This window comes from Pseudomonas sp. MT3, assembly GCF_054720805.1.
In genome coordinates this window covers 131056-153628 of record NZ_JBTVPY010000008.1, presented here as the reverse complement: position 1 = coordinate 153628, position 22573 = coordinate 131056, and the positions used below count along the sequence as shown (strand labels likewise).

The 22573-nt window shown below is 65.7% G+C and carries 22 protein-coding genes and 1 tRNA gene; 16 read left to right on the top strand and 7 right to left on the bottom strand.

The window, feature by feature from the left end:
* The first annotated feature begins 3 nt into the window (after positions 1 to 3).
* The gene (locus ACYCAX_RS10590; RefSeq protein WP_294980294.1) at positions 4 to 783 is read left to right on the top strand and encodes a divergent polysaccharide deacetylase family protein; all 780 of its coding nucleotides are present in this window, start codon (positions 4 to 6) and stop codon (positions 781 to 783) included.
* Between the two features lie 125 nt (positions 784 to 908).
* On the opposite strand, the gene ACYCAX_RS10585 is transcribed toward ACYCAX_RS10590, so the two are convergent.
* From ACYCAX_RS10585 to hisB, 7 genes are all read right to left on the bottom strand, one after another.
* Positions 909 to 1664 (bottom strand): substrate-binding periplasmic protein, encoded by a 756-nt coding sequence (locus ACYCAX_RS10585; RefSeq protein WP_015479324.1) that lies wholly within the window; start codon positions 1662 to 1664, stop codon positions 909 to 911.
* A 151-nt stretch (positions 1665 to 1815) separates the two neighbouring features.
* On the bottom strand, positions 1816 to 2574 hold the full coding sequence (locus ACYCAX_RS10580) for a substrate-binding periplasmic protein (RefSeq protein ID WP_015479325.1): 759 nt from the start codon (positions 2572 to 2574) through the stop codon (positions 1816 to 1818).
* A gap of 170 nt (positions 2575 to 2744) precedes the next feature.
* On the bottom strand, positions 2745 to 3515 hold the full coding sequence (hisF, locus tag ACYCAX_RS10575) for an imidazole glycerol phosphate synthase subunit HisF (RefSeq protein WP_015479326.1): 771 nt from the start codon (positions 3513 to 3515) through the stop codon (positions 2745 to 2747).
* 110 nt (positions 3516 to 3625) lie between these two features.
* Complete coding sequence (hisA, locus tag ACYCAX_RS10570; protein WP_460247966.1) at positions 3626 to 4363, bottom strand: 1-(5-phosphoribosyl)-5-[(5-phosphoribosylamino)methylideneamino]imidazole-4-carboxamide isomerase; 738 nt, start codon at positions 4361 to 4363, stop codon at positions 3626 to 3628.
* Positions 4364 to 4403: 40 nt separating this feature from the next.
* Positions 4404 to 4664, bottom strand: a complete 261-nt coding sequence (locus ACYCAX_RS10565) for a DUF2164 domain-containing protein (protein ID WP_015479328.1) — start codon at positions 4662 to 4664, stop codon at positions 4404 to 4406.
* 3 nt (positions 4665 to 4667) lie between these two features.
* Positions 4668 to 5306 carry an imidazole glycerol phosphate synthase subunit HisH gene (hisH, locus tag ACYCAX_RS10560; RefSeq protein ID WP_460247965.1) on the bottom strand — a complete coding sequence of 213 codons (639 nt, stop codon included), beginning with the start codon at positions 5304 to 5306 and terminating at the stop codon, positions 4668 to 4670.
* A complete protein-coding gene (gene hisB, locus ACYCAX_RS10555) occupies positions 5306 to 5899 on the bottom strand; it encodes an imidazoleglycerol-phosphate dehydratase HisB (protein ID WP_015479330.1) in 594 nt (197 codons plus the stop codon). The genes hisH and hisB overlap by 1 nt, the downstream gene beginning before the upstream one ends.
* Positions 5900 to 6049: 150 nt before the next feature.
* Between hisB and ACYCAX_RS10550 the strand changes: the two genes are divergently transcribed.
* The 15 genes from ACYCAX_RS10550 (at position 6050) to ACYCAX_RS10480 (ending at position 22543) form a co-directional block, all read left to right on the top strand.
* Complete coding sequence (locus tag ACYCAX_RS10550) at positions 6050 to 6448, top strand: acetyl-CoA sensor PanZ family protein (protein ID WP_460247964.1); 399 nt, start codon at positions 6050 to 6052, stop codon at positions 6446 to 6448.
* Positions 6449 to 6623: 175 nt separating this feature from the next.
* Positions 6624 to 8852: an AsmA family protein gene (locus tag ACYCAX_RS10545; RefSeq protein WP_460247963.1), complete on the top strand. Its 2229-nt coding sequence runs from the start codon at positions 6624 to 6626 to the stop codon at positions 8850 to 8852.
* Positions 8849 to 9916 (top strand): A/G-specific adenine glycosylase, encoded by a 1068-nt coding sequence (gene mutY, locus ACYCAX_RS10540; protein ID WP_015479333.1) that lies wholly within the window; start codon positions 8849 to 8851, stop codon positions 9914 to 9916. Before ACYCAX_RS10545 ends, mutY begins: the two co-directional genes overlap by 4 nt.
* Positions 9913 to 10185 carry an oxidative damage protection protein gene (locus ACYCAX_RS10535; protein ID WP_015479334.1) on the top strand — a complete coding sequence of 91 codons (273 nt, stop codon included), beginning with the start codon at positions 9913 to 9915 and terminating at the stop codon, positions 10183 to 10185. The genes mutY and ACYCAX_RS10535 overlap by 4 nt, the downstream gene beginning before the upstream one ends.
* 78 nt (positions 10186 to 10263) lie before the next feature.
* Positions 10264 to 10339: transfer RNA gene (locus ACYCAX_RS10530), tRNA-Phe, on the top strand.
* Between the two features lie 232 nt (positions 10340 to 10571).
* Positions 10572 to 12902 carry an LTA synthase family protein gene (locus tag ACYCAX_RS10525; protein WP_460247962.1) on the top strand — a complete coding sequence of 777 codons (2331 nt, stop codon included), beginning with the start codon at positions 10572 to 10574 and terminating at the stop codon, positions 12900 to 12902.
* Positions 12903 to 13181: 279 nt separating this feature from the next.
* A complete protein-coding gene (locus tag ACYCAX_RS10520; RefSeq protein ID WP_460247960.1) occupies positions 13182 to 13955 on the top strand; it encodes an ABC transporter ATP-binding protein in 774 nt (257 codons plus the stop codon).
* A 14-nt stretch (positions 13956 to 13969) separates the two neighbouring features.
* The gene (locus ACYCAX_RS10515; protein WP_460247959.1) at positions 13970 to 14722 is read left to right on the top strand and encodes an ABC transporter substrate-binding protein; all 753 of its coding nucleotides are present in this window, start codon (positions 13970 to 13972) and stop codon (positions 14720 to 14722) included.
* A gap of 56 nt (positions 14723 to 14778) precedes the next feature.
* Entirely contained in the window at positions 14779 to 15474 is a 696-nt protein-coding gene (locus tag ACYCAX_RS10510; RefSeq protein WP_460247958.1) for an ABC transporter permease, read from the top strand.
* Complete coding sequence (locus ACYCAX_RS10505; RefSeq protein ID WP_460247957.1) at positions 15471 to 16163, top strand: ABC transporter permease; 693 nt, start codon at positions 15471 to 15473, stop codon at positions 16161 to 16163. Before ACYCAX_RS10510 ends, ACYCAX_RS10505 begins: the two co-directional genes overlap by 4 nt.
* Before the next feature lie 66 nt (positions 16164 to 16229).
* The gene (locus ACYCAX_RS10500) at positions 16230 to 17450 is read left to right on the top strand and encodes a methyltransferase (protein WP_460247956.1); all 1221 of its coding nucleotides are present in this window, start codon (positions 16230 to 16232) and stop codon (positions 17448 to 17450) included.
* Between the two features lie 390 nt (positions 17451 to 17840).
* The gene (locus ACYCAX_RS10495; protein ID WP_460247955.1) at positions 17841 to 18320 is read left to right on the top strand and encodes a MarR family winged helix-turn-helix transcriptional regulator; all 480 of its coding nucleotides are present in this window, start codon (positions 17841 to 17843) and stop codon (positions 18318 to 18320) included.
* A complete protein-coding gene (locus tag ACYCAX_RS10490; protein ID WP_460247954.1) occupies positions 18317 to 19798 on the top strand; it encodes an efflux transporter outer membrane subunit in 1482 nt (493 codons plus the stop codon). Before ACYCAX_RS10495 ends, ACYCAX_RS10490 begins: the two co-directional genes overlap by 4 nt.
* A gap of 14 nt (positions 19799 to 19812) precedes the next feature.
* Positions 19813 to 20997, top strand: coding sequence for an HlyD family secretion protein (locus tag ACYCAX_RS10485; protein WP_460247953.1), 1185 nt, complete (start codon positions 19813 to 19815; stop codon positions 20995 to 20997).
* Positions 20998 to 21010: 13 nt separating this feature from the next.
* Complete coding sequence (locus ACYCAX_RS10480; RefSeq protein WP_460247952.1) at positions 21011 to 22543, top strand: DHA2 family efflux MFS transporter permease subunit; 1533 nt, start codon at positions 21011 to 21013, stop codon at positions 22541 to 22543.
* The last annotated feature ends 30 nt before the right edge of the window (positions 22544 to 22573 follow it).

Below are 22573 nucleotides of genomic sequence, written 5' to 3'. Positions count from 1 at the left end.
CCGATGCGCTGGGCCCGGCGGCTGCTCGGCCTGGGCCTTGGCGCCCTGCTGTGCCAACCGGCGGTGGCAACGCCGCCGGACGCTGTCGAACCGCTGGTCAGTATCGTCATCGATGACCTCGGGCAGAACCTGGCGCGCGACCGCCAGGTGCTCGACCTCTCCCCCGCCATCGCCCTGGCGATCATCCCCGACACGCCCCACGCCGCCGAACTGGCCCGCGAAGCGCACCGGCTCGGCCGCACCGTGATGCTGCACATGCCAATGGACCCGGCGGGCGGCGAGTTCGCCTGGCGGCCGGAGCTGAGCCAGGAGGAGCGCGCTCGCCGTCTCGACGCCGCATTGGCGAAAGTGCCCTGCGCCCAGGGCCTGAACAACCACGAAGGCAGCCGCATGACCGCCGACCGACCGGCGATGGCCTGGCTCGCCGGGGAGCTGCAGCGCCGTCATCTGTTCCTGCTCGACAGCCGCACCAGCGCCGCCACCGTGGCCGCCGCCGAAGCCCAGAAGATCGGCCTGGCGAGCCTGTCGCGGGATGTATTCCTCGACGATGACCCGAGCGAAGCGGCGGTGATGGAGCAGATGGAGCGGGGCCTGAAACTGGCACGCAGACAGGGTACGGTGGTGATGATCGGCCATCCGAAGCCGGCGACCCTGGCAGTGCTCAGGCGGGTGCTGCCCGGCCTCAAGGCACAGGGCTTCGAGCTGGTGCAACCGACGCTGATGATCGGCGAGCGCGCCAACCGCGCCATGCAGGGGCATGGGCAGAACGGAATTTACCGCTAGACGCGGGCATTTCGTGGGAGCGAGCTTGCTCGCGAACAGCCCCGGCACCAGAGTTTCCGAGAGCGGTTCGCGAGCAAGCTCGCTCCTACCAAGAGCAGTCAGGCCTGGGCGCCCGGACTGCAGGCTTACAGATAGTTATTGGTCGCCTGCTCGATGAAGCCATCGGCGCGCATGTCGTCCAGCGCCTTCTGCAGCTTCGCCACCACCTCGTCCGGGGTGTCCTTGTTGATCGCCAGGTACAGCTGGGCCTCGTTGAAACGCAGCACGGTCTGCAGGCCGGACACGCCTTCCTGCTTGGCCAGGTAGCGGCCCACCGGGTCGGTGGTGGCCCACAGGTCGATCTCGCCGGTGCTCAGCTTCTTCACGTTCTCCTGGTCGCGCAGCGCGTTGAGCACCGGAATGCCCTGGCTCTCCAGGTTCTGGCTGACGGCATCGTTCTTGTAGGCGCCGAGCTTGTACTTGGCGGCGTCCTTGAGGTCCTTGACCTTGATCGAGCTGCCCGGCGGCGCGAGCAGGACCCAACTGGTCTTGGCAATCGGGCCGACCCACTTGAACAGCGGTACCCGCTCGGGGGTGTAGGTGGTGGAGAACAGTCCGTAGTCGGGCTTGTCGAGGGTCAGCTTGTACAGGCGGTCCCAGGGGAAGCGCAGGCTCAGGCTGTACTGGATGCCGGCGCGCTTGAACATCTCGCGGACGATGTCGGCACTGATGCCGTCGATGCCGTCGTCGCGGGCGAAGTTCTTGTCATCCACCGCCATGTTGAACGGCGGGAAGTTCTCCGTGAGCAGCACCATCTTGTAATCGGCGGGCAACTCGGCGCGGGCCGTGGCGGCCCCCAGCAACAGACCCAGGGTCAGGGTCTTTATCAGGACTTTCAGCATGGTCATACCGCTCGCTTGGTTATCGTTATTGGGCTTGCGGCATCCCTGCAGGGGGGACGGAATACTTCACTCGTCTGCCTTCCGTGGCAAAACCGGCGCCGAGGGATGTCGGCGCCAAACACGAAGGCCGGCGGATGGCCGGCCTCAGGGTTTACAGGTAACTGTTGAGCACATCGTCGACGAAGCCTTCGGCGCGCATCTTGTCCAGCGCCGACTGCAGCTTCTGCACCACGGCATCCGGGGTCTCGCGGTTCAGCGCGAGGAACAGTTGGTCGCTGTTGAAGCGCAATACGGTCTTCAGGCCGGTGACGCCGACCTGCTTGGCCAGGTAGCGGCCCGCCGGGTCGCCGCTCGCCCACAGGTCGATCTCGCCTTCCCGCAGCTTGCCGGCGTTCTCCTGGTCACGCAGCGCCAGCACCGGCTCGAAGCCGTGCTTGGCCAGGTACTCGGCCATCGCGTCGCCCTTGTAGGCGCCGACACGATACTTCCTGGCTTCTTCCAGATTGTTCAGGCTGATGGGGCTGTCGCCCTTGGCCAGCAGCACCCAGTCGTCCGGGCCGATAGGGCCGACCCACTTGAACTGGCTCTCGCGCTCGGGCAGGCGGGCGGTGACGAACACCCCGTAGCCGGGCTTCTCCAGCGCCAGCTTGTAGATACGGTCCCAGGGGAAGCGCAGGGTCAGGCTGTACTGGACGCCGGCACGCTTGAACATCTCCTTGACGATGTCGACGGCGATGCCGTCGATGTTGTCTTCCTGGGCGAAGTTCTTGCCGTTGATGGCCATGTTGTAGGGCGGGAAGTTCTCGGTCAGCAGCACCATGCTGTAGCCCGAGCCGTCGGTTTCCGCCTTTGCCGCGCTGGCCAGCAGCAGGCCGCAGCCAATCCATGCGAGCAGAATGCGCTTCAGCATCTGGGTCTTCCTGAGTGTGAAAATTCTGAGAAGGCGCTGAGCTTACTCGGAGAATTGACGCCAATAAACCCTACATGGATGGCAATCACGCATCTAAACGCCATCACCTCGACCGGCGGCATCCAGCGAGCAGGGTTCGTGGGCCGGGAGAACCCCGGCCCGGAGGAGAATCAGCGGACGACGATGCCACGACTGGCCAGATAGGCCTTGGCTTCCGGCACGCTGTACTCGCCGAAGTGGAAGATGCTGGCGGCCAGCACCGCGTCGGCTTTGCCCTCAAGGATGCCGTCGGCCAGGTGCTGCAGGTTGCCGACACCGCCGGAGGCGATCACCGGCACGTTCACCGCCTCGCTGATGGCGCGGGTCACGCCCAGGTCGTAGCCGTTCTTCACGCCATCCTGGTCCATGCTGGTCAGCAGGATTTCCCCGGCGCCCAGGCCTTCCATCTTCTTCGCCCATTCCACCGCGTCCAGCCCGGTGGGCTTGCGGCCGCCGTGGGTGAAGATTTCCCAGCGCGGGGTTTCGCCGGGCGCCGACACTTTCTTGGCGTCGATAGCGACCACGATGCACTGCGAACCGAAGCGCGCGGCGGCCTCGCCGACGAACTCCGGGGTGAACACCGCAGCGGTGTTGATCGAGACCTTGTCCGCTCCGGCGTTGAGCAGGTTGCGGATGTCCTGCACCGTCCTCACGCCGCCGCCCACGGTCAGCGGGATGAACACCTGGCTGGCCATGCGCTCGACGGTATGCAGGGTGGTGTCGCGGCCATCGACGCTGGCGGTGATGTCGAGGAAGGTGATTTCGTCCGCACCCTGCTCGTCGTAGCGACGGGCGATTTCCACCGGGTCGCCGGCGTCGCGGATGTTCTCGAACTTGACGCCCTTCACCACGCGGCCGTTGTCCACGTCGAGGCAGGGGATGATGCGTTTTGCCAAAGCCATAACTAGGTACCCGTAGGATGGGTTGAGCGCAGCGATACCCATCGTCGCGCCAACGGATGACTCCATCGGTGGGTTACGCCGCTGCGCGGCTAACCCACCCTACGTTCAGATCAGCCCTTGAAGCTGTCGCACAGCGCCTGGGCCTCGGCGACGTCCAGGGTGCCTTCGTAGATCGCGCGGCCGGTGATGGCGCCGACGATGCCCGGGGTGCGGGCGTCCAGCAGCTTCTGGATGTCACCCAGGTTGTGGATGCCGCCCGAAGCGATCACCGGGATGCGCGTGGCGTTGGCCAGGGCGGCGGTGGCTTCGACGTTGCAGCCCTGCATCATGCCGTCCTTGGAGATGTCGGTGTAGACGATGGCGGAGACGCCGTCGGCCTCGAAGCGCTTGGCCAGGTCGATCACCTGCACTTCGCTCACCTCGGCCCAGCCGTCGGTGGCGACGAAGCCGTCCTTCGCGTCCAGGCCGACAATGACCTTGCCTGGGAAGGCCTTGCAGGCTTCGGCGACGAATTCCGGCTGCTTGACCGCCTTGGTGCCGATGATCACGTAGCTGACGCCGGCGCGGACATAGTGCTCGATGGTTTCCAGCGAGCGGATGCCGCCGCCGATCTGGATCGGCAGGTTCGGGTAGCGCCTGGCGATAGCGGTAACCACTTCACCGTTGACCGGCTTGCCTTCGAAGGCGCCGTTCAGGTCCACCAGGTGCAGGCGGCGGCAGCCACCCTCCACCCACTTGGCGGCCATGGAAACCGGGTCGTCGGAGAACACGGTGGCGTCTTCCATCAGGCCCTGGCGCAGGCGCACGCAGGCGCCGTCTTTCAGATCGATTGCGGGGATGATCAGCATGGGTTGAACCTGCTCGAATCCAAAGATGAATGGGGTCGGGTCAGCTCTTCTCGAGCGCCCACAAGTCGCTTTCGATGCTCTCGAACCGGTCTTTCAGGTGAGATTGCACGTCGAAGATCGCCTTGTTGTAGAACAGCGGGCCGAACTCGCGCATGAAGAAATCCAGCGCCTCTTCGGCCTCGAAGGAGCCGACATCCAGCTCGAAGCGATCCTCGAGGAAGCGCTGGATCGCCCGCGCCGCGCTCTGGCGCTGGGCGCCGTCGAGTTCGAGGATCGCCGGCTTGTCTTTCTGGCGGGCCATGACTTACCAGCGCCCGTCCCAGGCGGCGAAGTTCTGCAGCAGTTGCAGGCCGTGGGTGTGGCTCTTCTCCGGGTGGAACTGCACGGCGAAACGCGAACCGTCGGCCAGCGCGGCGGCGAAATCGACGCCGTAGTGGCCGCGGCCGACCACCTGGCGCGGGTTACCGGCCTGGATGTAATAGCTGTGCACGAAGTAGAAGCGCGCGTTGTTGGGGATGTCGTGCCACAGCGGGTGGTCGACGCTCTGCGCCACTTCGTTCCAGCCCATGTGCGGCACCTTCAGGTGCTCGCCGTCTTCGTGCAGGTCCTTGCCGAAGAAGCGCACCTGGCCGGGGAACAGGCCGATGCAGTCGACGCCGTCGTTCTCCTCGCTGCGCTCCAGCAACGCCTGCATGCCGACACAGATGCCGAGGAAGGGACGGTCCTGGCTGACTTCGCGCACCAGGCTGTCGAAGCCCAGGCGCTTGATCTCGGCCATGCAGTCGCGGATTGCACCGACACCGGGAAACACCACGCGATCCGCCTCGCGGATCACGTTGGCATCGCTGGTCACCAGTACGCGGCCGGCGCCCACGCGCTCCAGCGCCTTGGACACCGAGTGCAGGTTGCCCATGCCGTAGTCGATGACGGCCACGGTCTGCATTACAGGCACCCTTTGGTGGACGGCATCTGCCCGGCCATGCGCTCGTCCAGCTCGATGGCCATGCGCAGCGCGCGGCCGAAGGCCTTGAACACCGTCTCGATCTGGTGGTGGGTGTTGTGCCCGCGCAGGTTGTCGATGTGCAGGGTCACGTTGGCGTGGTTGACGAAGCCCTGGAAGAACTCCATGAACAGGTCGACATCGAAGCCGCCGACGCTGGCGCGGGTGAACGGCACGTGCATCTGCAGGCCGGGGCGGCCGGAAAAGTCGATGACCACGCGCGACAGCGCCTCGTCCAGCGGCACGTAGGCGTGACCGTAGCGGCGGATGCCCTTCTTGTCGCCGATGGCCTTGGCGAAGGCCTGGCCGAGGGTGATGCCGATGTCCTCGACGGTATGGTGATCGTCGATGTGCAGGTCGCCCTTGCACTCGATGTCCAGGTCGATCAGGCCGTGGCGGGCGATCTGGTCCATCATGTGCTCGAGGAAGGGAACCCCGGTATCGAAGCGGGCCTTGCCCGTTCCATCCAGGTCGATGGAAACCTTGATCTGGGTTTCCAGGGTGTCGCGCGCGACGGATGCCTTGCGTTCGGCCATCACCAGCTCCACAGCTAACACTGCACGTAATTATGAGAAGGGCCGGCATTATAGGCGCGCCGGGCGCTGCGCGGCTATGGGCGGTGGTCGGCGCTGGCCGATCACCGCAGGTTTTCCCTACACTGCCGGGCCGTCACCGAGGAATCGCCCATGCCCGTCATCGTCCAGCACCTGACCCAACCCAGCGACCAGGACCGCCAGGACCTGCTGAAGATCTATGCCGACGCGCCGGACTGGCTGCTGCTGCCCTTCGCCAATGCCGAGGCGCTGGTGGAGCAGGGCTTGCGCGAGGGCCGACTGCTGGCCGGACGCTTCAACGATCGCCTGCTGGGTGCCGCCTGGATCGAGCGCAATGCCGACACCTGGAACCTCTCGCGCCTGTGCGTACGCAAGGTTACCCGTGGACGCGGCGTGGCCCGGCGCCTGCTGGAAGAAGCCCAGCGCCTGGCCATCCTGCAAGGCGCCGCGCTGCGCCTGAGCGCGCCGGCCGACCAGCCGGACGCTGCCGCCTTCGCCGAACACCTGGGCCTGACGCTGCAACCGGCCTGAGCCCCAGGCGCGCATTCCACGAGCGGCTCGGCAGGAACCGACGTGCGGGGGAACCGCGCGCCAACGCTCCGTTCAAACCTGGCAGATCCTGCGCCTTTCTCCTCCGCCTGAGCCGCAGGTGCGTCATTGATATACTTCCCCGCTACTCCACCCGCCGCCTGAACAAGGACCCGTCATGAAAGCGTTCGGCAAAATCCTCGGCATCGTTGTCCTGGTCCTGCTGCTGCTCCTCGTCGCCGCAGGCTTCGTGCTGACCCACTTCTTCGATCCGAACGACTACAAGGACGAAATCCGCCAACTGGCCCGCGACAAGGCCAACGTCGAGCTGAACCTCAAGGGCGACATTGGCTGGAGCCTGTTCCCCTGGCTGGGCCTGGAGCTGCACGACACCAGCGTCGCCACCCTGCAGGCGCCCAACCAGCCGTTCGCCGACGTGCAACTGCTGGGCATGTCCGTGCGCGTGCTGCCGCTGCTGCGCAAGGAACTGCAGATGAGCGACATCCGCGTCGAAGGCCTCAACCTGAGCCTGAACCGCGACAAGAACGGTGCCGGCAACTGGGAAAACATCGGCAAGCCCATCCAGCCGGCCGACGGCGCCCCCGCCAGCTCGCAACCGGCCCCCGCGCCCAGCGAACCGGCCAAGCCCGCCGCCGAAGCGCGTCAGCCGATGAAGCTCGACATCGACAGCCTGACGGTGAAGAACGCGCGCATCGACTACGCCGACGCGCAGAGCGGCAAGAACTACACGGTCGAAGGCATCGAGCTGACCACCGGCGCCATCCGCGAGGGCAGCAACATCCCGCTCAAGCTCAGCGCCTACCTGGGCAGCAACCAGCCGGTGATCCGCGCCCGCACCGAACTGACCGGCAACCTGCGCTTCGACCGCGCACTCAAGCGCTACCAGCTGGAAGACGCCAAGCTGTCCGGCGAAATCTCCGGCGATCCCCTCCAGGGCAAGACCGCCAACTACAGCGCCCAGGGCCAACTGGTGCTCGACCAGGCCGCCCAGGTCGCCGAGTGGAACGGCCTGAAGGTCACCGTCAACCAATTGCGCGCCCTCGGCGAGATCAAGGCCCGCGAGCTGGACAAGGAACCCAAGTTCGATGGCGGCCTGTCGCTGGCCCCGTTCAACCTGCGCGAATTCCTCGGCGGCATCGGCCAGCCCCTGCCGGAGATGGCCGACGCCACCACCCTGACCAAGCTGGAACTGGCCACCCGCGTTGCCGGCACCCGCAACAGCCTGAGCCTGGGCGACATCAAGCTGAAACTCGACGACAGCAACTTCAGCGGCACTCTCGGCATCGCCGATTTCAGCAAGCAGGCCATCCGCGCCCAATTGAACGGCGACCGCCTGGACCTCGACCGCTACCTGCCGGGCAAGGCCGCCAAGGCCCAGGAAGCCACCAGCGCCGCGCGCAAGGCCGAAGTCGAGGCCACCACCAGCAACGCCATCCAGGGCGACACCCCGCTACCCAACGCGCCGACCCAGCAGGCCTGGAGCGACGCGCCCATGCTGCCGGTCGCGCGCCTGCGCACTCTCGACCTGGACGTCGCCCTCCAGCTCGGCCAGCTAACCCTCGACAAGCTGCCCATCGAGAACGCCAGCCTCAAGCTGCGTGGCCAAGGCGGCCTGCTCAACCTCGACGACATGCGCGGCGAACTCTATGACGGCAAGTTCAACGCCAGCGCCAGCCTCGACGTGCGCCAGGACGTGCCCCTGCTCAAGGCGCAGAAGCACATCAGCGATGTCCCGGTGGACCTCCTGCTCGAATCCCAGAGCCAGAAGCCGCCGCTCAAGGGCCTGCTGGACCTGGACGCCGACATCACCACCCAGGGCGCCAGCCAGAAGGCCTGGATCGACAACCTCAACGGCACCGCGCGCTTCGTCCTGACCCAGGGCGTGCTGCTCAACGCCAACCTGGAACAGCAGCTGTGCCAGGGCATCGCCACCCTCAACCGCAAGAGCCTCAGCTCGGCGCACGGCGGCAAGGACACACCGTTCCGCGAACTGCAGGGCAACCTGACCTTCCGCAACGGCGTGGCCAGCAACCCGGACCTCAAGGCGAGCATTCCCGGCCTCACCGTCAAGGGCAACGGCGATATCGACCTGCGCGTGCTGGGCATGGACTACCGCGTCGGCGTGATCATCGAGGGCGACAAGAGCGACATGCCCGATCCGGCCTGCGAAGTGAACAAGCGCTACGTCGGCATCGAATGGCCGCTGCGCTGCCGCGGCCCGCTGGAACTGGGCGCCAAGGCCTGTCGCCTGGATCGCGACGGCCTCGGCAAGATCGCCGCGCAACTGGCCGGAGACCGGCTGAACCAGAAACTCGAAGAAAAGCTCGGCGACAAGGTCAGTCCCGAACTCAAAGACGCACTCAAAGGGCTGTTCAAGAAGAAATGACCCCGGAACGCTTCAACTCGGCGGTGCTCGACTGGTTCGACCGCCACGGCCGCCATGACCTGCCCTGGCAGCAGAACATCACCCCCTATCGGGTGTGGGTCTCGGAAATCATGCTGCAGCAGACCCAGGTCAGCACCGTGATGGGTTACTACGACCGCTTCATGACAGCGCTGCCGACGGTGGCGGACCTCGCCACCGCGCCGGAAGACGAAGTCCTGCACCTGTGGACCGGGCTGGGCTACTACACCCGTGCGCGCAACCTGCACAAGACCGCCAAGGTGGTGATGGAACGGCACGGCGGCGAATTTCCCCGCGACGTCGAGCAACTCACCGAGCTGCCCGGCATCGGACGCTCCACCGCCGGCGCCATTGCCAGCATCTCCATGAACCTGCGCGCGCCGATCCTCGACGGCAACGTCAAGCGCGTGCTGGCGCGCTACCTGGCCTGCGACGGCTATCCGGGCGAGCCCAAGGTGGCCAAGCAACTGTGGGACGCCGCCGAGCGCTTCACACCGCACGAACGGGCCAACCACTACACCCAGGCGATGATGGACCTGGGCGCCACCCTCTGCACCCGCAGCAAGCCGAGCTGCCTGCTCTGCCCGCTGCGCGAAGGCTGCCGTGCGCACCTGCTGGGCCGCGAGAGCGCCTTTCCGGTACCCAAGCCGCGCAAGGAACTGCCACGCAAGCGTACGCTGATGCCGATCCTGGCCAACCGCGAGGGCGACATCCTGCTCTACCGCCGTCCGTCGACCGGTCTCTGGGGCGGGCTGTGGAGCTTCCCCGAACTGGACGACCTGGCCGCCCTCGCCCCCCTGGCCCAGCGCCACGCCCTGCGCCTGGGCGAGCGCCGCGAACTGCCCGGCCTGACCCACACCTTCAGCCACTTCCAGCTGGCCATCGAGCCCTGGCTGGTGCGCGTCGAGGACGCAGCCCCCGCCGTGGCCGAGGCCGACTGGCTCTGGTATAACCTCGCCACCCCACCGCGACTCGGCCTTGCCGCCCCGGTGAAGAAGCTGCTCAAACGAGCCGCCGACGTGTTGAACGCAGGAGAAATGTCATGACCCGACTGGTGATGTGCCGCAAATACAAAGAAGAGCTGCCCGGCCTCGATCGCGCGCCCTATCCCGGAGCCAAGGGCCAGGACATCTACGAGCACGTCTCGAAGAAAGCCTGGGACGAATGGCAGAAGCACCAGACCATGCTGATCAACGAGCGCCGCCTGAACATGATGAACGCCGAGGACCGCAAGTTCCTCACCGCCGAGATGGACAAGTTCCTGTCCGGCGAGGAATACGCGCAGGCCGAGGGCTACGTCCCGCCCAGCGCGTAAGTTTCGGTATTATTTGAAAATTTTTTTCGCGGCACGCTTGACACCCCTTCCGAAAACCCTTTTAATGCGCGCCACGTTGCCCAGGTAGCTCAGTTGGTAGAGCAGGGGATTGAAAATCCCCGTGTCGGCGGTTCGATTCCGTCCCTGGGCACCAAGCCTTCCGAAAAGCCCCTGAAATCGCGAGATTTCAGGGGCTTTTTCATTTCCTTCCGCACAAGTCACTCCCCCGCCCCGGCACGCTCCCACGATTCGTATCGAATGTTTGCCTAACTACAGTGTCTACTGGCACGTAGCACACCGATCTTTCAGAATCATGACCGTCCGGGCGATTTTCACCATTTGAGTGAGATACCCTCCGGGATTCGACGTTTCGTAGCGGAGTCACTGTGCGCGCATTCATTCGCTGGTGGAATTCACGGGGCAACCTGGTCACCCTGTCAGTCCTTTTCCTGCTGGTCCCCCTGATCGGCCGCCATAGCCTTGGCTGGGGCACCCCGCTGGGTTACCTGTCCGACCTCACGCTCGGCACACTGCTCGTGGTGGCGCTGCACAACCGCCGCCTGTTCATCGCGATTCCGGTGATGCTGGTCTGGGCCCTGTCGGTCATCGGCACCGCCGAACTGGTCAGCGCCGTGGGCCGCATGCCCGCGCCGGAAGACCTGCACTTCCTCACCGACCCGACCTTCGTCGCCAATTCCACCGAAGGCGGCGGCCTCAATCACCAGCACCTGGCCATCGCCATCGGCGCCGGCATCCTGCTTTGCGCCCTGCTCTGGCGCCGCCGCGAGCAACCGCTGCCGCGCTACGCCTATGCGCTGCCGGCCGCGCTGCTGGCCGGTCACTTCGGCGTGCAGTACTTCCAGCCCAGCGACGCGGAAATGTGGAAGCAGTTCAACCTGCCGCACCAATTGGCATCCCGCGCCATCACCAGCGGCGAGATGGCCTATCAGGACTGGCGCGACCGCGATCTGCCGGAGGCCGTCCCGAACGTCACCGGCCTGACCCAGCACGATCTGAGCGGCACCCCGCTGCTGTCCGGCCGTGGCCAGGCGAAGAACGTGCTGATCATCGCGATGGAGGGGATTCCGGGCGCCTATGTCGCCACCAACCGCGCCGCCCTGAGCAGCAGTTACGAAGAAGCGATGATGCCCAAGCTCAGCACCTGGGCCGAACGGGCGATGACCACCCCGGATTACGTGGTGCACAGCCACCAGACCATCCGCGGTCTCTACGCCATGCTCTGTGGCGACTACAGCAAGCTGGACAACGGCACGCCCAAGGGCGTCGAACTGCTGGGCAACCCGACCCGCGCCGCCGAGTGCCTGCCTTCGCAGATGCACCAGGCCGGCTTCAGCACCCACTTCCTGCAGGGCGCCGGACTGCGCTTCATGGCCAAGGACAAGGTGATGCCGGCTATGGGCTTCGACAAGACCCTCGGCCGCGACTGGTTCAAGAAGAAACCCTACCTGGAATTTGCCTGGGGCATGGACGACAAGGCCTTCTTCGAAGGCGCGCTGGACTACGTCGGCCAACTGCGCCAGAAGAAGCAGCCGTGGATGCTCACCCTGCTGACCGTCGGCACCCACCAGCCCTACTCGGCCACGCCGGAATACCTCGCGAAGTACCCGACGCCGCGCCAGGCCGCCATTGCTTACCTGGACGACGCCGTGGATGCCTTCCTCAAGGGACTGGAAGAGAAGGGCGTGCTGAAGGACACCCTGGTGATCGTCACCTCCGACGAATCCCACGGTATCGATAACGTGCGCCTCGCTTCGGCGTGGGGCCTGAACCTGGTGCTCGCACCGGAACAGGCCGCGCTGCCGCCGGTAAAGGCCGGCGTCTACGGTCACGTGGACCTGGAGTCGTCGATCCTCGACTACTTCGCCATCAAGGCGCCGCAGGATATCGCCGGCCGCTCGCTGTTCCGCGAGTACCAGAGCGGCCGGGAAATGGTCTCCTTCACCAACGGCATGCAGCGCTACCACGATGGCAAGGGCAGCTTCGTCGAGTGCGATTTCCAACAGGCCTGTCGGCGCTACAAGAGTGACGGTTTCATCGCCAACAGCGCCAAGTTCGAGGGCCGCTTCAGTGGCCGCGACGCCCGCCTGATGACCGCCCGCGCCGACATCCTCGACCAGTCGGTGGTCAACGCCCAGTCGTCCCGCGAGTACCAGTTCGCCACCCGTGAGCGCATCCGCCTGAAGCCGCAGGTCACCAACGAGTACACCGACAACCTGATCGGCGCGCAGTACCTGGAGTTCCCGGCCAACTCGCACACCACGGTGAGCCTGAAGATCCGCGCGGTCCAGATGGACAGCAAGGGCGCGCGCATTCAGCTCAAGACCCGCTCGTTCGAGCAGCCGGTGCCGATCCCGATACCGGAGTTCCCACTGGTCAAACGCAACCAGCCGCTGGCGGTGTCCTTCTCCTTCGACAACGAGAAAGTGCTCAAGGCGTTCTCCTTCCACCTACTGGCCGAAGGCAAGGGCATCATCGAGATCACTGACTTCCACGTCATGACCGAGCCGCGCAAATCCCCGGTCAACGCCAGCGAGCCGGGGGCTGCCGGCCTGGCCGACCGCGAGGCGCTGCCGATACCTCGCCTCTCCGGGCACCCGAACCTGATGGCCAGCCAGCCAGCGGAGTCCCAGGATGACGCGGTACCCGCCGATGCCGTTGAAGATCCGGCGCCCCAACTGCGCCAGCTGATGCAGTGAGCGAAGCCGGCGGCCACCCGGGCCGCCGGTCTTCCCCCCATCCACGGAAGCTGGCACTATCGCGCCCCCGCAACGCACTACCCCGACCCGAGCCGCTAGTTCAGCCCAGGCGACAACACACTGTGGCAATGCGACAACTTGCCACTATCCCGGGGAGCCGCGACGGATGGGCGCTTGGCGCACCTTGGGACGCGTGTTAGCTTGCCCCTCGCCAGGATGGCCCCGATTCTGCAGTATCCCCACTGCGAGAGCGTCCTAATAACAATAGAGGAGCCCCCTATGGCCGAGGCCATACCCGCGCTGGAAATCCGTAACCTGCACAAGCGTTACGGTGACTTGGAAGTGCTCAAAGGCATTTCCCTGACTGCCCGTGACGGCGACGTCATTTCCATCCTCGGCTCCTCCGGTTCCGGTAAATCCACCTTCCTGCGCTGCATCAACCTGCTGGAGAACCCGCACCAGGGCCAGATCCTGGTCGCCGGCGAAGAGCTCAAGCTGAAGAAGACCAAGGACGGATCGCTGGTGGCCGCCGACGGCAAGCAGATCAACCGCCTGCGCAGCGAACTGGGCTTCGTCTTCCAGAACTTCAACCTCTGGCCGCACATGAGCATCCTCGACAACATCATCGAGGCGCCGCGCCGTGTGCTGGGCAAGACGCGCGCCGAAGCCACCGAGATCGCCGAGGCCCTGCTGGCCAAGGTCGGCATCTCCGACAAGCGCCACAGCTTCCCCGCGCAGCTTTCCGGCGGCCAGCAGCAGCGCGCCGCCATCGCCCGTACCCTGGCGATGCAGCCCAAGGTCATTCTCTTCGACGAGCCGACGTCCGCACTGGACCCGGAAATGGTCCAGGAAGTGCTTAACGTTATCCGCGCGCTCGCCGAGGAAGGCCGCACCATGCTGCTGGTCACCCACGAAATGAACTTTGCCCGCCAGGTTTCCAGCGAGGTGGTGTTCCTCCACCAGGGCCTGGTAGAAGAGCAGGGACCGCCGCAGCAGGTATTTGACAACCCGCAATCGGCACGCTGTAAACAATTCATGTCCAGCCACCGCTAACGGAGCATCACTGCATGAAAAACTATAAGAAGATCCTTCTGGCTGTCGCGGCCACCCTGGCAATTGGGGGCAATGCCATCGCCGCGGAGAAACTGCGCATCGGCACCGAAGGCGCCTACCCGCCCTTCAACGGCATCGACGCCAGCGGCCAGGTCATCGGCTTCGACGTCGACATCGCCAAGGCCCTGTGCGCCAAGATGAAGACCGAGTGCGACGTCGTCACCTCCGACTGGGACGGCATCATCCCCGCCCTGAACGCCAAGAAGTTCGACTTCATCGTCGCATCCATGTCGATCACCGACGAACGCAAGCAGGCGGTGGACTTCACCAACCCGTACTACACCAACAAGCTGCAGTTCGTGGCGCCCAAGTCGGTCGCCTTCAAGACCGACAAGGAATACCTCAAGGGCAAGGTGATCGGCGCCCAGCGCGCGACCGTCGCCGGCACCTGGCTTGAGGACAACATGTCCGACATCGTCACCATCAAGCTGTACGACACCCAGGAAAACGCCTACCTCGACCTCTCCTCGGGCCGCCTCGACGGCGTGCTGGCCGACAAGTTCGTGCAGTACGACTGGCTCAAGAGCGACTCCGGCAAAGACTTCGAGTTCAAGGGCGAGCCGGTGTTCGACAACGACAAGATCGGCATCGCCGTGCGCAAGGGCGACCCGCTGCGCGAGAAGCTGAACGCCGCCCTGAAGGAAATCGTCGACGACGGTACCTACAAGAAGATCAACGACAAGTACTTCCCCTTCAGCATCTATTGATGCACGTGCCGCGCCGTCCGGACTCGGGCGGCGCGTGCCCCCAGGCGTGATTCCCCATGATTTTCGACCTGCACGGCTTTGGCGATCAGCTGATCGCCGGCACCTGGATGACGCTCAAGCTTTCGCTCGCCGCAGTCTGCGTCGGCCTGATCCTCGGCCTGCTGGGCGCGATAGCCAAGACATCCAAGAACACCTTCCTGCGCATGCTCGGCGGCTTCTACACCACCGTGGTGCGTGGCGTACCCGAGACCCTCTGGGTATTGATGATCTATTTCGGCACCGTGAGCGGCCTGAACGCCCTCGGCGACCTGTTCGGCCACCCCGAGCTCGCCCTGTCGCCGTTCGCCGCCGGTACCTGCGCCCTGGGCCTGTGCTTCGGCGCCTACGCCACCGAGGTGTTCCGCGGCGCGCTGCTGGCGATCCCCAAGGGCCATCGTGAGGCCGGCCAGGCGCTGGGCCTTTCCGCCCCGCGCATCTTCTGGCGCATCGTGCTGCCGCAGGTGTGGCGCGTGGCACTGCCGGGCCTGGGCAACCTCTACCTGATCCTGCTGAAGGACACCGCCCTGGTCTCGCTGATCACCCTCGACGAAATCATGCGCAAGGCGCAGGTCGCCTCCAACGCGACCAAGGAACCCTTCACCTTCTACATGACCGCGGCCTTCATCTACCTGGGCCTGACCGTCTTCATCATGGTCGCCCTGCACTACCTCGAGCGCCGCGCCGGCCGTGGCTTCGTGAGGAACGAGCTATGACCGATCTCGAGCTGATCCTCAAATGGATGCCGAAGATGCTCCAGGGCGCCACCCTGACCCTGGAGCTGCTGGCCATCGCCGTGGTCGCCGGCCTGTGCCTGGCGGTGCCACTGGGCATCGCCCGTGCCTCGCGACACTGGTACGTGCGCGCGGTGCCCTATGCCTACATCTTCTTCTTCCGCGGCACCCCGCTGCTGCTGCAGCTGTTCATCGTCTACTACGGGCTCGCCCAGTTCGAGAGCGTACGCAAGGGGCCGCTCTGGCCGTACCTGCGTGATCCCTACTGGTGCGCGCTGCTGACCATGACGCTGCACACCGCGGCCTACATCGCGGAAATCCTGCGCGGCGCCATCCACGCCATCCCGGTGGGTGAAGTGGAAGCCGCCCGCGCGCTGGGCATGTCGCGTCGCCAGACGCTGTTCCACATCATCCTGCCGCGCGCCGCGCGCATCGCCCTGCCGGCCTACAGCAACGAGGTGATCCTCATGCTCAAGGCCAGCGCCGTGGTGTACACCGTGACCCTGTTCGACATCATGGGCATGACCCGCACCATCATCGCCCGCACCTACGAGTCCATGCTGTTCTTCTGCCTCGCCGGCCTGTTCTACCTGGTCATCACCCTGCTGCTGACCCGCGTCTTCCGCCTGCTGGAGCACTGGCTGAAGGTGGACTCCATGCAGGGCCGCTGACCGGCGCGCCGCTCGCCCGCGGGGCCGCTATAATGCGCGCCCCGTGGCTTCCTCCCGTTTCACACCGTGCACGCCAACGACACTCCCCTGACCGGCCCCGACCTGCTCCAGCGCTTCCAGGCACTGGACGGTTTCCTGCTGGAGCATCGGGCGTTATGGCGTCCGAAACCGTTCACCCAGCGGGAGTTGCCCTGGGAGCGTGACCACCCCGAGCTGGCCGCCTGGCTGCGCAAGCGCAGCCTCGAAGACGCCGACGCGCTACACAACACGCCCGAACGCCTAGACGCCCCGGCCCCCTTCCCGGCACTGGCCGCCACGGCCGCCCAGCTTTCAGCCGTCGGCGAACTGTCGGCGACACCTCTGGGCAAGCTGCCAAACCCGCTGAGCGTCGACGTCCCCGGACGCAAGTGGCAGCAGATCGAAGCCTTCGCCAGCCGCCTGAATTTCGCCCAGCCAGCACGCCAATGGCTCGACTGGTGCGCCGGCAAGGGGCATCTGGGACGCCTGCTGGCACGGGACGGAACACCGCTGCTCAGCCTGGAGTTCGACGCCGCCCTGGTGGACGACGGCCAGCGCATGAGTGACCGGCTCCGCTTGCATGCCCAGCATCGCCAGCAGGACGTGCTCGCGCCCGATGCCAGCGAGCACCTGCAAGCCGAGCACAGCGCCGTCGCCCTGCACGCCTGCGGCGATCTGCACGTGCGGCTGCTGCACCTGGCCAGCGAACGCGGCTGCCGCCAACTGGCCGTCGCGCCTTGCTGTTACAACCGCATCGACCGCGACGACTACCGCGCGCTTTCCAGCGCCGCGCAAGGCTCCGGACTGCGGTTGTCGCGAGACGACCTGCGCCTGGCGCAGGCCGAAACCGTCACCGCCGGCGCCCGTGTACGCCGGCAGCGCGACAACTCGATGGCGCGCCGCCTGGCGTTCGACCTGTTGCAACGGGATCTACGGGGCATCGACGACTACCTCGCGGTACCCTCGGTCTCGCCGGTGTGGCTCGACAAACCGTTCGCCGACTACTGCCGCGACCTGGCCGCACTGAAAGGCCTGCCGGCGCCCGCCGAGCGTGATTGGCAGGCCCTGGAGGCACAAGGCTGGAGGCGTCTGGCCGTAGTGCGCAACCAGGAGCTGGTGCGCGGGCTGTTTCGTCGCCCAATGGAGCTGTGGCTGCTCCTCGATCGCGCGCTCTTTCTCCAGGAACGTGGTTATGAGGTCACGCTCGGCAGCTTCTGTAGCCCGAACATGACGCCTCGCAATCTGCTTCTGCTTGCGGAACGCTTCTGAGACGGGCGTTCCAGACATCCATCCACAGCCGCTGTGGATAACTCTGTTGAAATCCCCGAGAAAAATCGCGCTCACGCCGAGCCCGGACAGAGGCAAGGCTCCTTGAGCATCATCCGATGCGCCTCATTAATTCCTTTTAAAACAGTCTGTTAGAAGAAGTCGCAATGAGCCGCAGCGGGCATATTCGATTCCCACAACCAAACGCAGGCCATTGTGCATAAAGCCCTCGGTTTTCATGCTCCCTCCAGATAGAACCTGTTGCTCCAGGCACACCAATCACGATTATTGGAATTGATTGTTCCTTCATAAAGACAATCAACCCTTGTCAATTGCTGCCTAAGCAGTAATATTTCGAAAAACTTCTCTGCCTAGACAGCTATTAGTCTTGTCATGAATCACTACGACGTTGCGGATTTCCCCTTCAAGGGCTCCATCGGCCACCTGCTGGGCGCCAGCGCGCTCCTCAAGGATCGGCTGCTGGACAAGCACCTGGCGCACCTGGACATCACCGCCGCCCAGTTCAAGGTGCTGTTCTTCATCGGCCACGACCGCGCCAATACCCCAGCCGAGTTGTGCCGTGAGCTGTCCATCGACAGCGGCTCGATGACGCGGATGCTCGACCGGCTCGCACGCAAGGACCTGTTGGTCCGCCAGCCCTGCCAGCACGACCGCCGCAGCGTGCGCCTGCACCTGAGCGAGGCCGGCCACGCCGTGAACGACCTGGCGCCACAGATTGTCGTTGCGGCGATGAATGAACTGGTCGGCCACCTGACCCGCGAGGAGCTGTACACCTTGACCAGCCTGCTCGACAAGATCCTGCATGCCCACGGCGCCGCAGCCATCGCCCCGCCGCAGGAGAGCAGAACATGACGCCCTTGCACATCGCTCGTCTGCCGGCCTGCGTGCTCGGCGCCGTGCTGAGCCTCGCGGGCTGCGTCAGCTCGTCCGGGCTGTTGCCCAGCGGCCAGGCCACCGAACCCGCCAGCCTGAAAGCGGGGACGACCCTCGAAGGCGTTCCGCTGTCCCCCGCGGCCTGGCCCAGCCAGCGCTGGTGGAGCAGCCTGGGCGACCCGCAACTGGATAGCCTGATCGACGAAGCCCTGCGCGGCACGCCCGACCTGGATATCGCCAGCGCCCGCGCCCGCCAGGCCATCGCCGCCGCCCAGGCGCAGGATGCCGACCGCCTGCCAAGTGTGAAGGGTACCGCCAGCTACGCCGGCATCCGCGCTCCGGAAAGCGTGCTGCCGGCACCAATGGGCGGCCGCTACACCGCGGTGAAGTACCTGTCGCTGGGCTTCAACTACGACCTGGACCTGTGGGGCGGCAAGCGCGCCGCCTGGGAAGCGGCCCTGGGCCAGGCCAACGCCGCCGAAGTCGACCGCCAGGCCGCGTCGATCACCCTGTCGACCAACGTCGCCCGCGCCTACAGCAACCTGGCCCACGCCTTCGTCGTCCGCGACCTGGCCCGTGACGAGCTGGAGCGCTCGCAGCACCTCTACCAGCTCAGCCAGAAACGCATGGATGCCGGACTGGACAGCAAGGTCCAGTTGCAGCAGACGCAGACCCAGGTCGCCAGCGCCAAGCAGCAACTGGCCGCCGCGGAACAGGAGATCGCCAGCGACCGCATTGCGCTGGCCGTACTGCTCGGCCAGGGCCCCGACCGAGGGCAGAACCTGCAACGCCCGCAGGTGTTGAACCCCGGCGCCCTGGCGCTGCCCTCCAACCTGCCCGCCGAGCTGCTCGGGCGCCGCCCGGACATCGTCGCCGCGCGCTGGCGTGTCGAAGCGAGCACCAAGGACATCCAGTCGGCCAGGACCGAGTTCTATCCGAACCTCAACCTCGGCGCGATGGTCGGCCTGGCCGCGATGCACACCGAGGACGTACTCAAGGCGCCGAGCCGCTTCTTCCAGATCGCCCCGGCGATTTCCCTGCCGATCTTCGATGGTGGCCGCCTGCGCGCCAACCTGGCCGGCAAGGATGCCGACTACGATCTGGCCGTCGCCCAGTACAACAAGACCCTGGTCGGCGCCCTCGGCGAAGTCGCCGACGACCTCGGCCGGTTGCGCTCGCTGGAACAGCAGATCGATGACCAGCGCGAGGCACGGGACATCGCCAAGTCCAACTTCGACCTGGCCATGCGCCGCTACGGCGAAGGCGTCGGCAACTACCTCGACGCCCTCAGCGTGCAGCAGCAACTACTCCTCGCCGAACGCCAACTGGCCAATCTGGACGCCCAGCGCATCGACCTCTCGGTGCAACTGGTCCAGGCCCTGGGCGGCGGCTACCAGCCCGACACATCCTCCACTCCCGCCCCGCTCGCCCAGGCGAACGCGGCCGCTGCGCATTGAACGAGGCATCCGAGATGAGCACCGCACCGCAAGAAATCCAGGGCAGCAATCCCAAGCGCAAGCGCTGGCTGCTGATCCTGCTCGCCGTCGTCGTGCTGGCCGGCATCGCCAGCGCAGCCTGGCAAATCCTCTACGGCCGCTGGCACGAAGACACCGACGACGCCTACGTGAACGGCAACGTCGTGCAGATCACCCCGCAGATCACCGGCACCGTGGTCAGCATCGGCGCCGACGACGGCGACCTGGTGCACAAGGGCCAGGTGCTGGTGAAGTTCGACCCGAGCGACGCCGATATCGCCCTGCAGCAGGCCGAAGCCAACCTCGCACGCACCGTGCGCCAGGTGCGTGGCCTGTTCAGCAACGTCGACGGCTACAAGGCCGACGTGGCAGCGAAGAAAGTTGCCCTGGCCAAGGCCGAAGCGGACTTCAAGCGCCGGCAGAATCTCGCCAACGATGGCGCCATCTCCCAGGAAGAACTGGCCCACGCCCGCGACGCGCTGGACACCGCGCGCAGCTCGCTGACCAGTGCCGAACAGCAGCTGGACACCAACCGCGCGCTGGTCGACGACACCGTCATCAGCTCTCACCCGGACGTCAAGGCCTCCGCCGCCAAGCTGCGCCAAGCCTATCTGGACGACGCCCGCGCGGTGATCATCGCCCCGGTCACCGGCTACGTTGCCAAGCGCACCGTGCAGGTCGGCCAGCGCGTGCAGCCAGGCGCCGCGCTGATGGCGGTGATTCCGCTGGACCAGGTGTGGATCGACGCCAACTTCAAGGAAACCCAGCTCAAACACATGCGCATCGGCCAGCCGGTGGAAATCCATTCCGACCTCTACGGCAGCGAAGTGAAGTACTCCGGCACCGTCGACAGCCTTGGCGTCGGCACCGGCAGCGCGTTCTCCCTGCTGCCGGCACAGAACGCCACCGGCAACTGGATCAAGATCGTCCAGCGCGTGCCCGTGCGCATCCGCATCAGCCCGGACGAGCTGGCCAGGCACCCGCTGCGCATCGGTCTGTCGATGGACGTCAACGTCAACCTGCACGACCAGAGCGGTCCCGCCCTGGCCCAGCAATCGCCGCGCGAGGCGCTGTTCTCCACCGACGTCTACCAGCAGCAACTGGCCTCTGCCGATCAACTGATCGAACAGCTGATCCACGCCAACCTGGCCGACGCCAACCACCGCACCGCCCAGCGCTGATGCCCCCGACGCCATGAGCCAGAACAGCAGCTTCTCCCCACCCAGCCTGGTCATGGCCACCATCGGCCTGTCGCTGGCGACCTTCATGCAGGTGCTGGACACCACCATCGCCAACGTGGCGCTGCCGACCATTTCCGGCAACCTCGGGGTCAGCTCCGAGCAAGGCACCTGGGTGATCACCTCCTTCGCGGTGAGCAACGCCATCGCCCTGCCGCTGACCGGCTGGCTTAGCCGGAAGGTCGGCGAGGTACGGCTGTTCATCGCCGCCACCCTGCTCTTCGTGATCGCCTCGTTCCTGTGCGGCGTGGCGCAGCAGATGGGCATGCTGGTGGGCTTCCGCGCACTGCAGGGCTTCGTCGCCGGCCCGCTGTACCCGATCACCCAGACCCTGCTGATCTCCATCTACCCCCCGGCGAAAAGGGGAATGGCACTGGCGCTGCTGGCAATGGTGACGGTCGTCGCGCCCATTGCCGGGCCGATCCTCGGTGGCTGGATCACCGACAGCTACAGCTGGCCGTGGATCTTCTTCATCAACGTGCCCATCGGCCTGTTCGCGGCAATGGTGGTCTACCAGCAACTGCGCGAGCGCCCGGTGGTGATCAAGCATGCGCCAATGGACTACATGGGCCTGGCGATGCTGGTACTGGGCGTGGGCGCCTTGCAGATCGTGCTCGACAAGGGCAATGACCTGGACTGGTTCGAATCCAACTTCATCATCGGCGGCACGGCGGTCGCGGTGATCGCCTTGGCCGTGTTCGTAATCTGGGAACTGACCGACCGTCATCCGATCGTCAACCTGCGGCTGTTCGTGCACCGCAACTTCACCACCGGCACCCTGGCCCTGGTCGGCGGCTACGCCGGCTTCTTCGGCATAGGCCTGCTGGTGCCGCTGTGGCTGCAGACACAGATGGGCTACACCGCCACCTGGGCGGGCCTGGCGGCGGCGCCGATCGGCTTCCTGCCGGTGTTCCTCTCACCGATCGTCGGACGCTACGCACAAAACTTCGACCTGCGCGTGCTCGCCGGCCTCGCCTTCCTGACGATGGCCGCAACCTGCTTCATGCGCGCCAACTTCACCACCGAAGTCGATTTCACCCACGTCGCCCTGGTGCAGATGCTCATGGGCCTGGGCGTAGCCTTCTTCTTCATGCCGATCCTCAGCATCCTGCTCTCGGACCTGCCGCCCGACCAGATCGCCGACGGCTCGGGCCTGGCCACCTTCCTGCGCACCCTGGCCGGCAGCTTCGCCGCATCCCTGACCACCTGGCTGTGGAACCGCCGCGCGACCATGCACCACGCCCACCTGAGCGAAAACCTCAGCGAGTACGACCCGGCCACCCGAGCCGCCATCGACCAACTGGGCGGCCCCGGCCAACACAGCGCCGCGCTGCTGGAACGCATGGTGGAAAGCCAGGCCTACATGATCTCCACCATCGACTACTTCACCCTGCTCGGCTGGCTGTTCCTCGCCATGCTGGTGGTCATCTGCCTGGCCAAGCCGCCGTTCGGCGCCAAACCTGGCGCAGCAACGGCGGGAGGGCACTGATCGGGTACTGCATCACACTGTAAAATCAGT

What these genes read in the sequence shown, in the direction of transcription:
- ACYCAX_RS10590 (WP_294980294.1), top strand. Translation starts at nt 4, where the DNA reads ATGCGCTGGGCCCGGCGGCTGCTCGGCCTGGGCCTTGGCGCCCTGCTG.
- ACYCAX_RS10585 (WP_015479324.1), bottom strand. Translation starts at nt 1,664, where the DNA reads ATGCTGAAAGTCCTGATAAAGACCCTGACCCTGGGTCTGTTGCTGGGG.
- ACYCAX_RS10580 (WP_015479325.1), bottom strand. Translation starts at nt 2,574, where the DNA reads ATGCTGAAGCGCATTCTGCTCGCATGGATTGGCTGCGGCCTGCTGCTG.
- hisF (WP_015479326.1), bottom strand. Translation starts at nt 3,515, where the DNA reads ATGGCTTTGGCAAAACGCATCATCCCCTGCCTCGACGTGGACAACGGC.
- hisA (WP_460247966.1), bottom strand. Translation starts at nt 4,363, where the DNA reads ATGCTGATCATCCCCGCAATCGATCTGAAAGACGGCGCCTGCGTGCGC.
- ACYCAX_RS10565 (WP_015479328.1), bottom strand. Translation starts at nt 4,664, where the DNA reads ATGGCCCGCCAGAAAGACAAGCCGGCGATCCTCGAACTCGACGGCGCC.
- hisH (WP_460247965.1), bottom strand. Translation starts at nt 5,306, where the DNA reads ATGCAGACCGTGGCCGTCATCGACTACGGCATGGGCAACCTGCACTCG.
- hisB (WP_015479330.1), bottom strand. Translation starts at nt 5,899, where the DNA reads ATGGCCGAACGCAAGGCATCCGTCGCGCGCGACACCCTGGAAACCCAG.
- ACYCAX_RS10550 (WP_460247964.1), top strand. Translation starts at nt 6,050, where the DNA reads ATGCCCGTCATCGTCCAGCACCTGACCCAACCCAGCGACCAGGACCGC.
- ACYCAX_RS10545 (WP_460247963.1), top strand. Translation starts at nt 6,624, where the DNA reads ATGAAAGCGTTCGGCAAAATCCTCGGCATCGTTGTCCTGGTCCTGCTG.
- mutY (WP_015479333.1), top strand. Translation starts at nt 8,849, where the DNA reads ATGACCCCGGAACGCTTCAACTCGGCGGTGCTCGACTGGTTCGACCGC.
- ACYCAX_RS10535 (WP_015479334.1), top strand. Translation starts at nt 9,913, where the DNA reads ATGACCCGACTGGTGATGTGCCGCAAATACAAAGAAGAGCTGCCCGGC.
- ACYCAX_RS10520 (WP_460247960.1), top strand. Translation starts at nt 13,182, where the DNA reads ATGGCCGAGGCCATACCCGCGCTGGAAATCCGTAACCTGCACAAGCGT.
- ACYCAX_RS10515 (WP_460247959.1), top strand. Translation starts at nt 13,970, where the DNA reads ATGAAAAACTATAAGAAGATCCTTCTGGCTGTCGCGGCCACCCTGGCA.
- ACYCAX_RS10510 (WP_460247958.1), top strand. Translation starts at nt 14,779, where the DNA reads ATGATTTTCGACCTGCACGGCTTTGGCGATCAGCTGATCGCCGGCACC.
- ACYCAX_RS10505 (WP_460247957.1), top strand. Translation starts at nt 15,471, where the DNA reads ATGACCGATCTCGAGCTGATCCTCAAATGGATGCCGAAGATGCTCCAG.
- ACYCAX_RS10495 (WP_460247955.1), top strand. Translation starts at nt 17,841, where the DNA reads ATGAATCACTACGACGTTGCGGATTTCCCCTTCAAGGGCTCCATCGGC.
- ACYCAX_RS10490 (WP_460247954.1), top strand. Translation starts at nt 18,317, where the DNA reads ATGACGCCCTTGCACATCGCTCGTCTGCCGGCCTGCGTGCTCGGCGCC.
- ACYCAX_RS10485 (WP_460247953.1), top strand. Translation starts at nt 19,813, where the DNA reads ATGAGCACCGCACCGCAAGAAATCCAGGGCAGCAATCCCAAGCGCAAG.
- ACYCAX_RS10480 (WP_460247952.1), top strand. Translation starts at nt 21,011, where the DNA reads ATGAGCCAGAACAGCAGCTTCTCCCCACCCAGCCTGGTCATGGCCACC.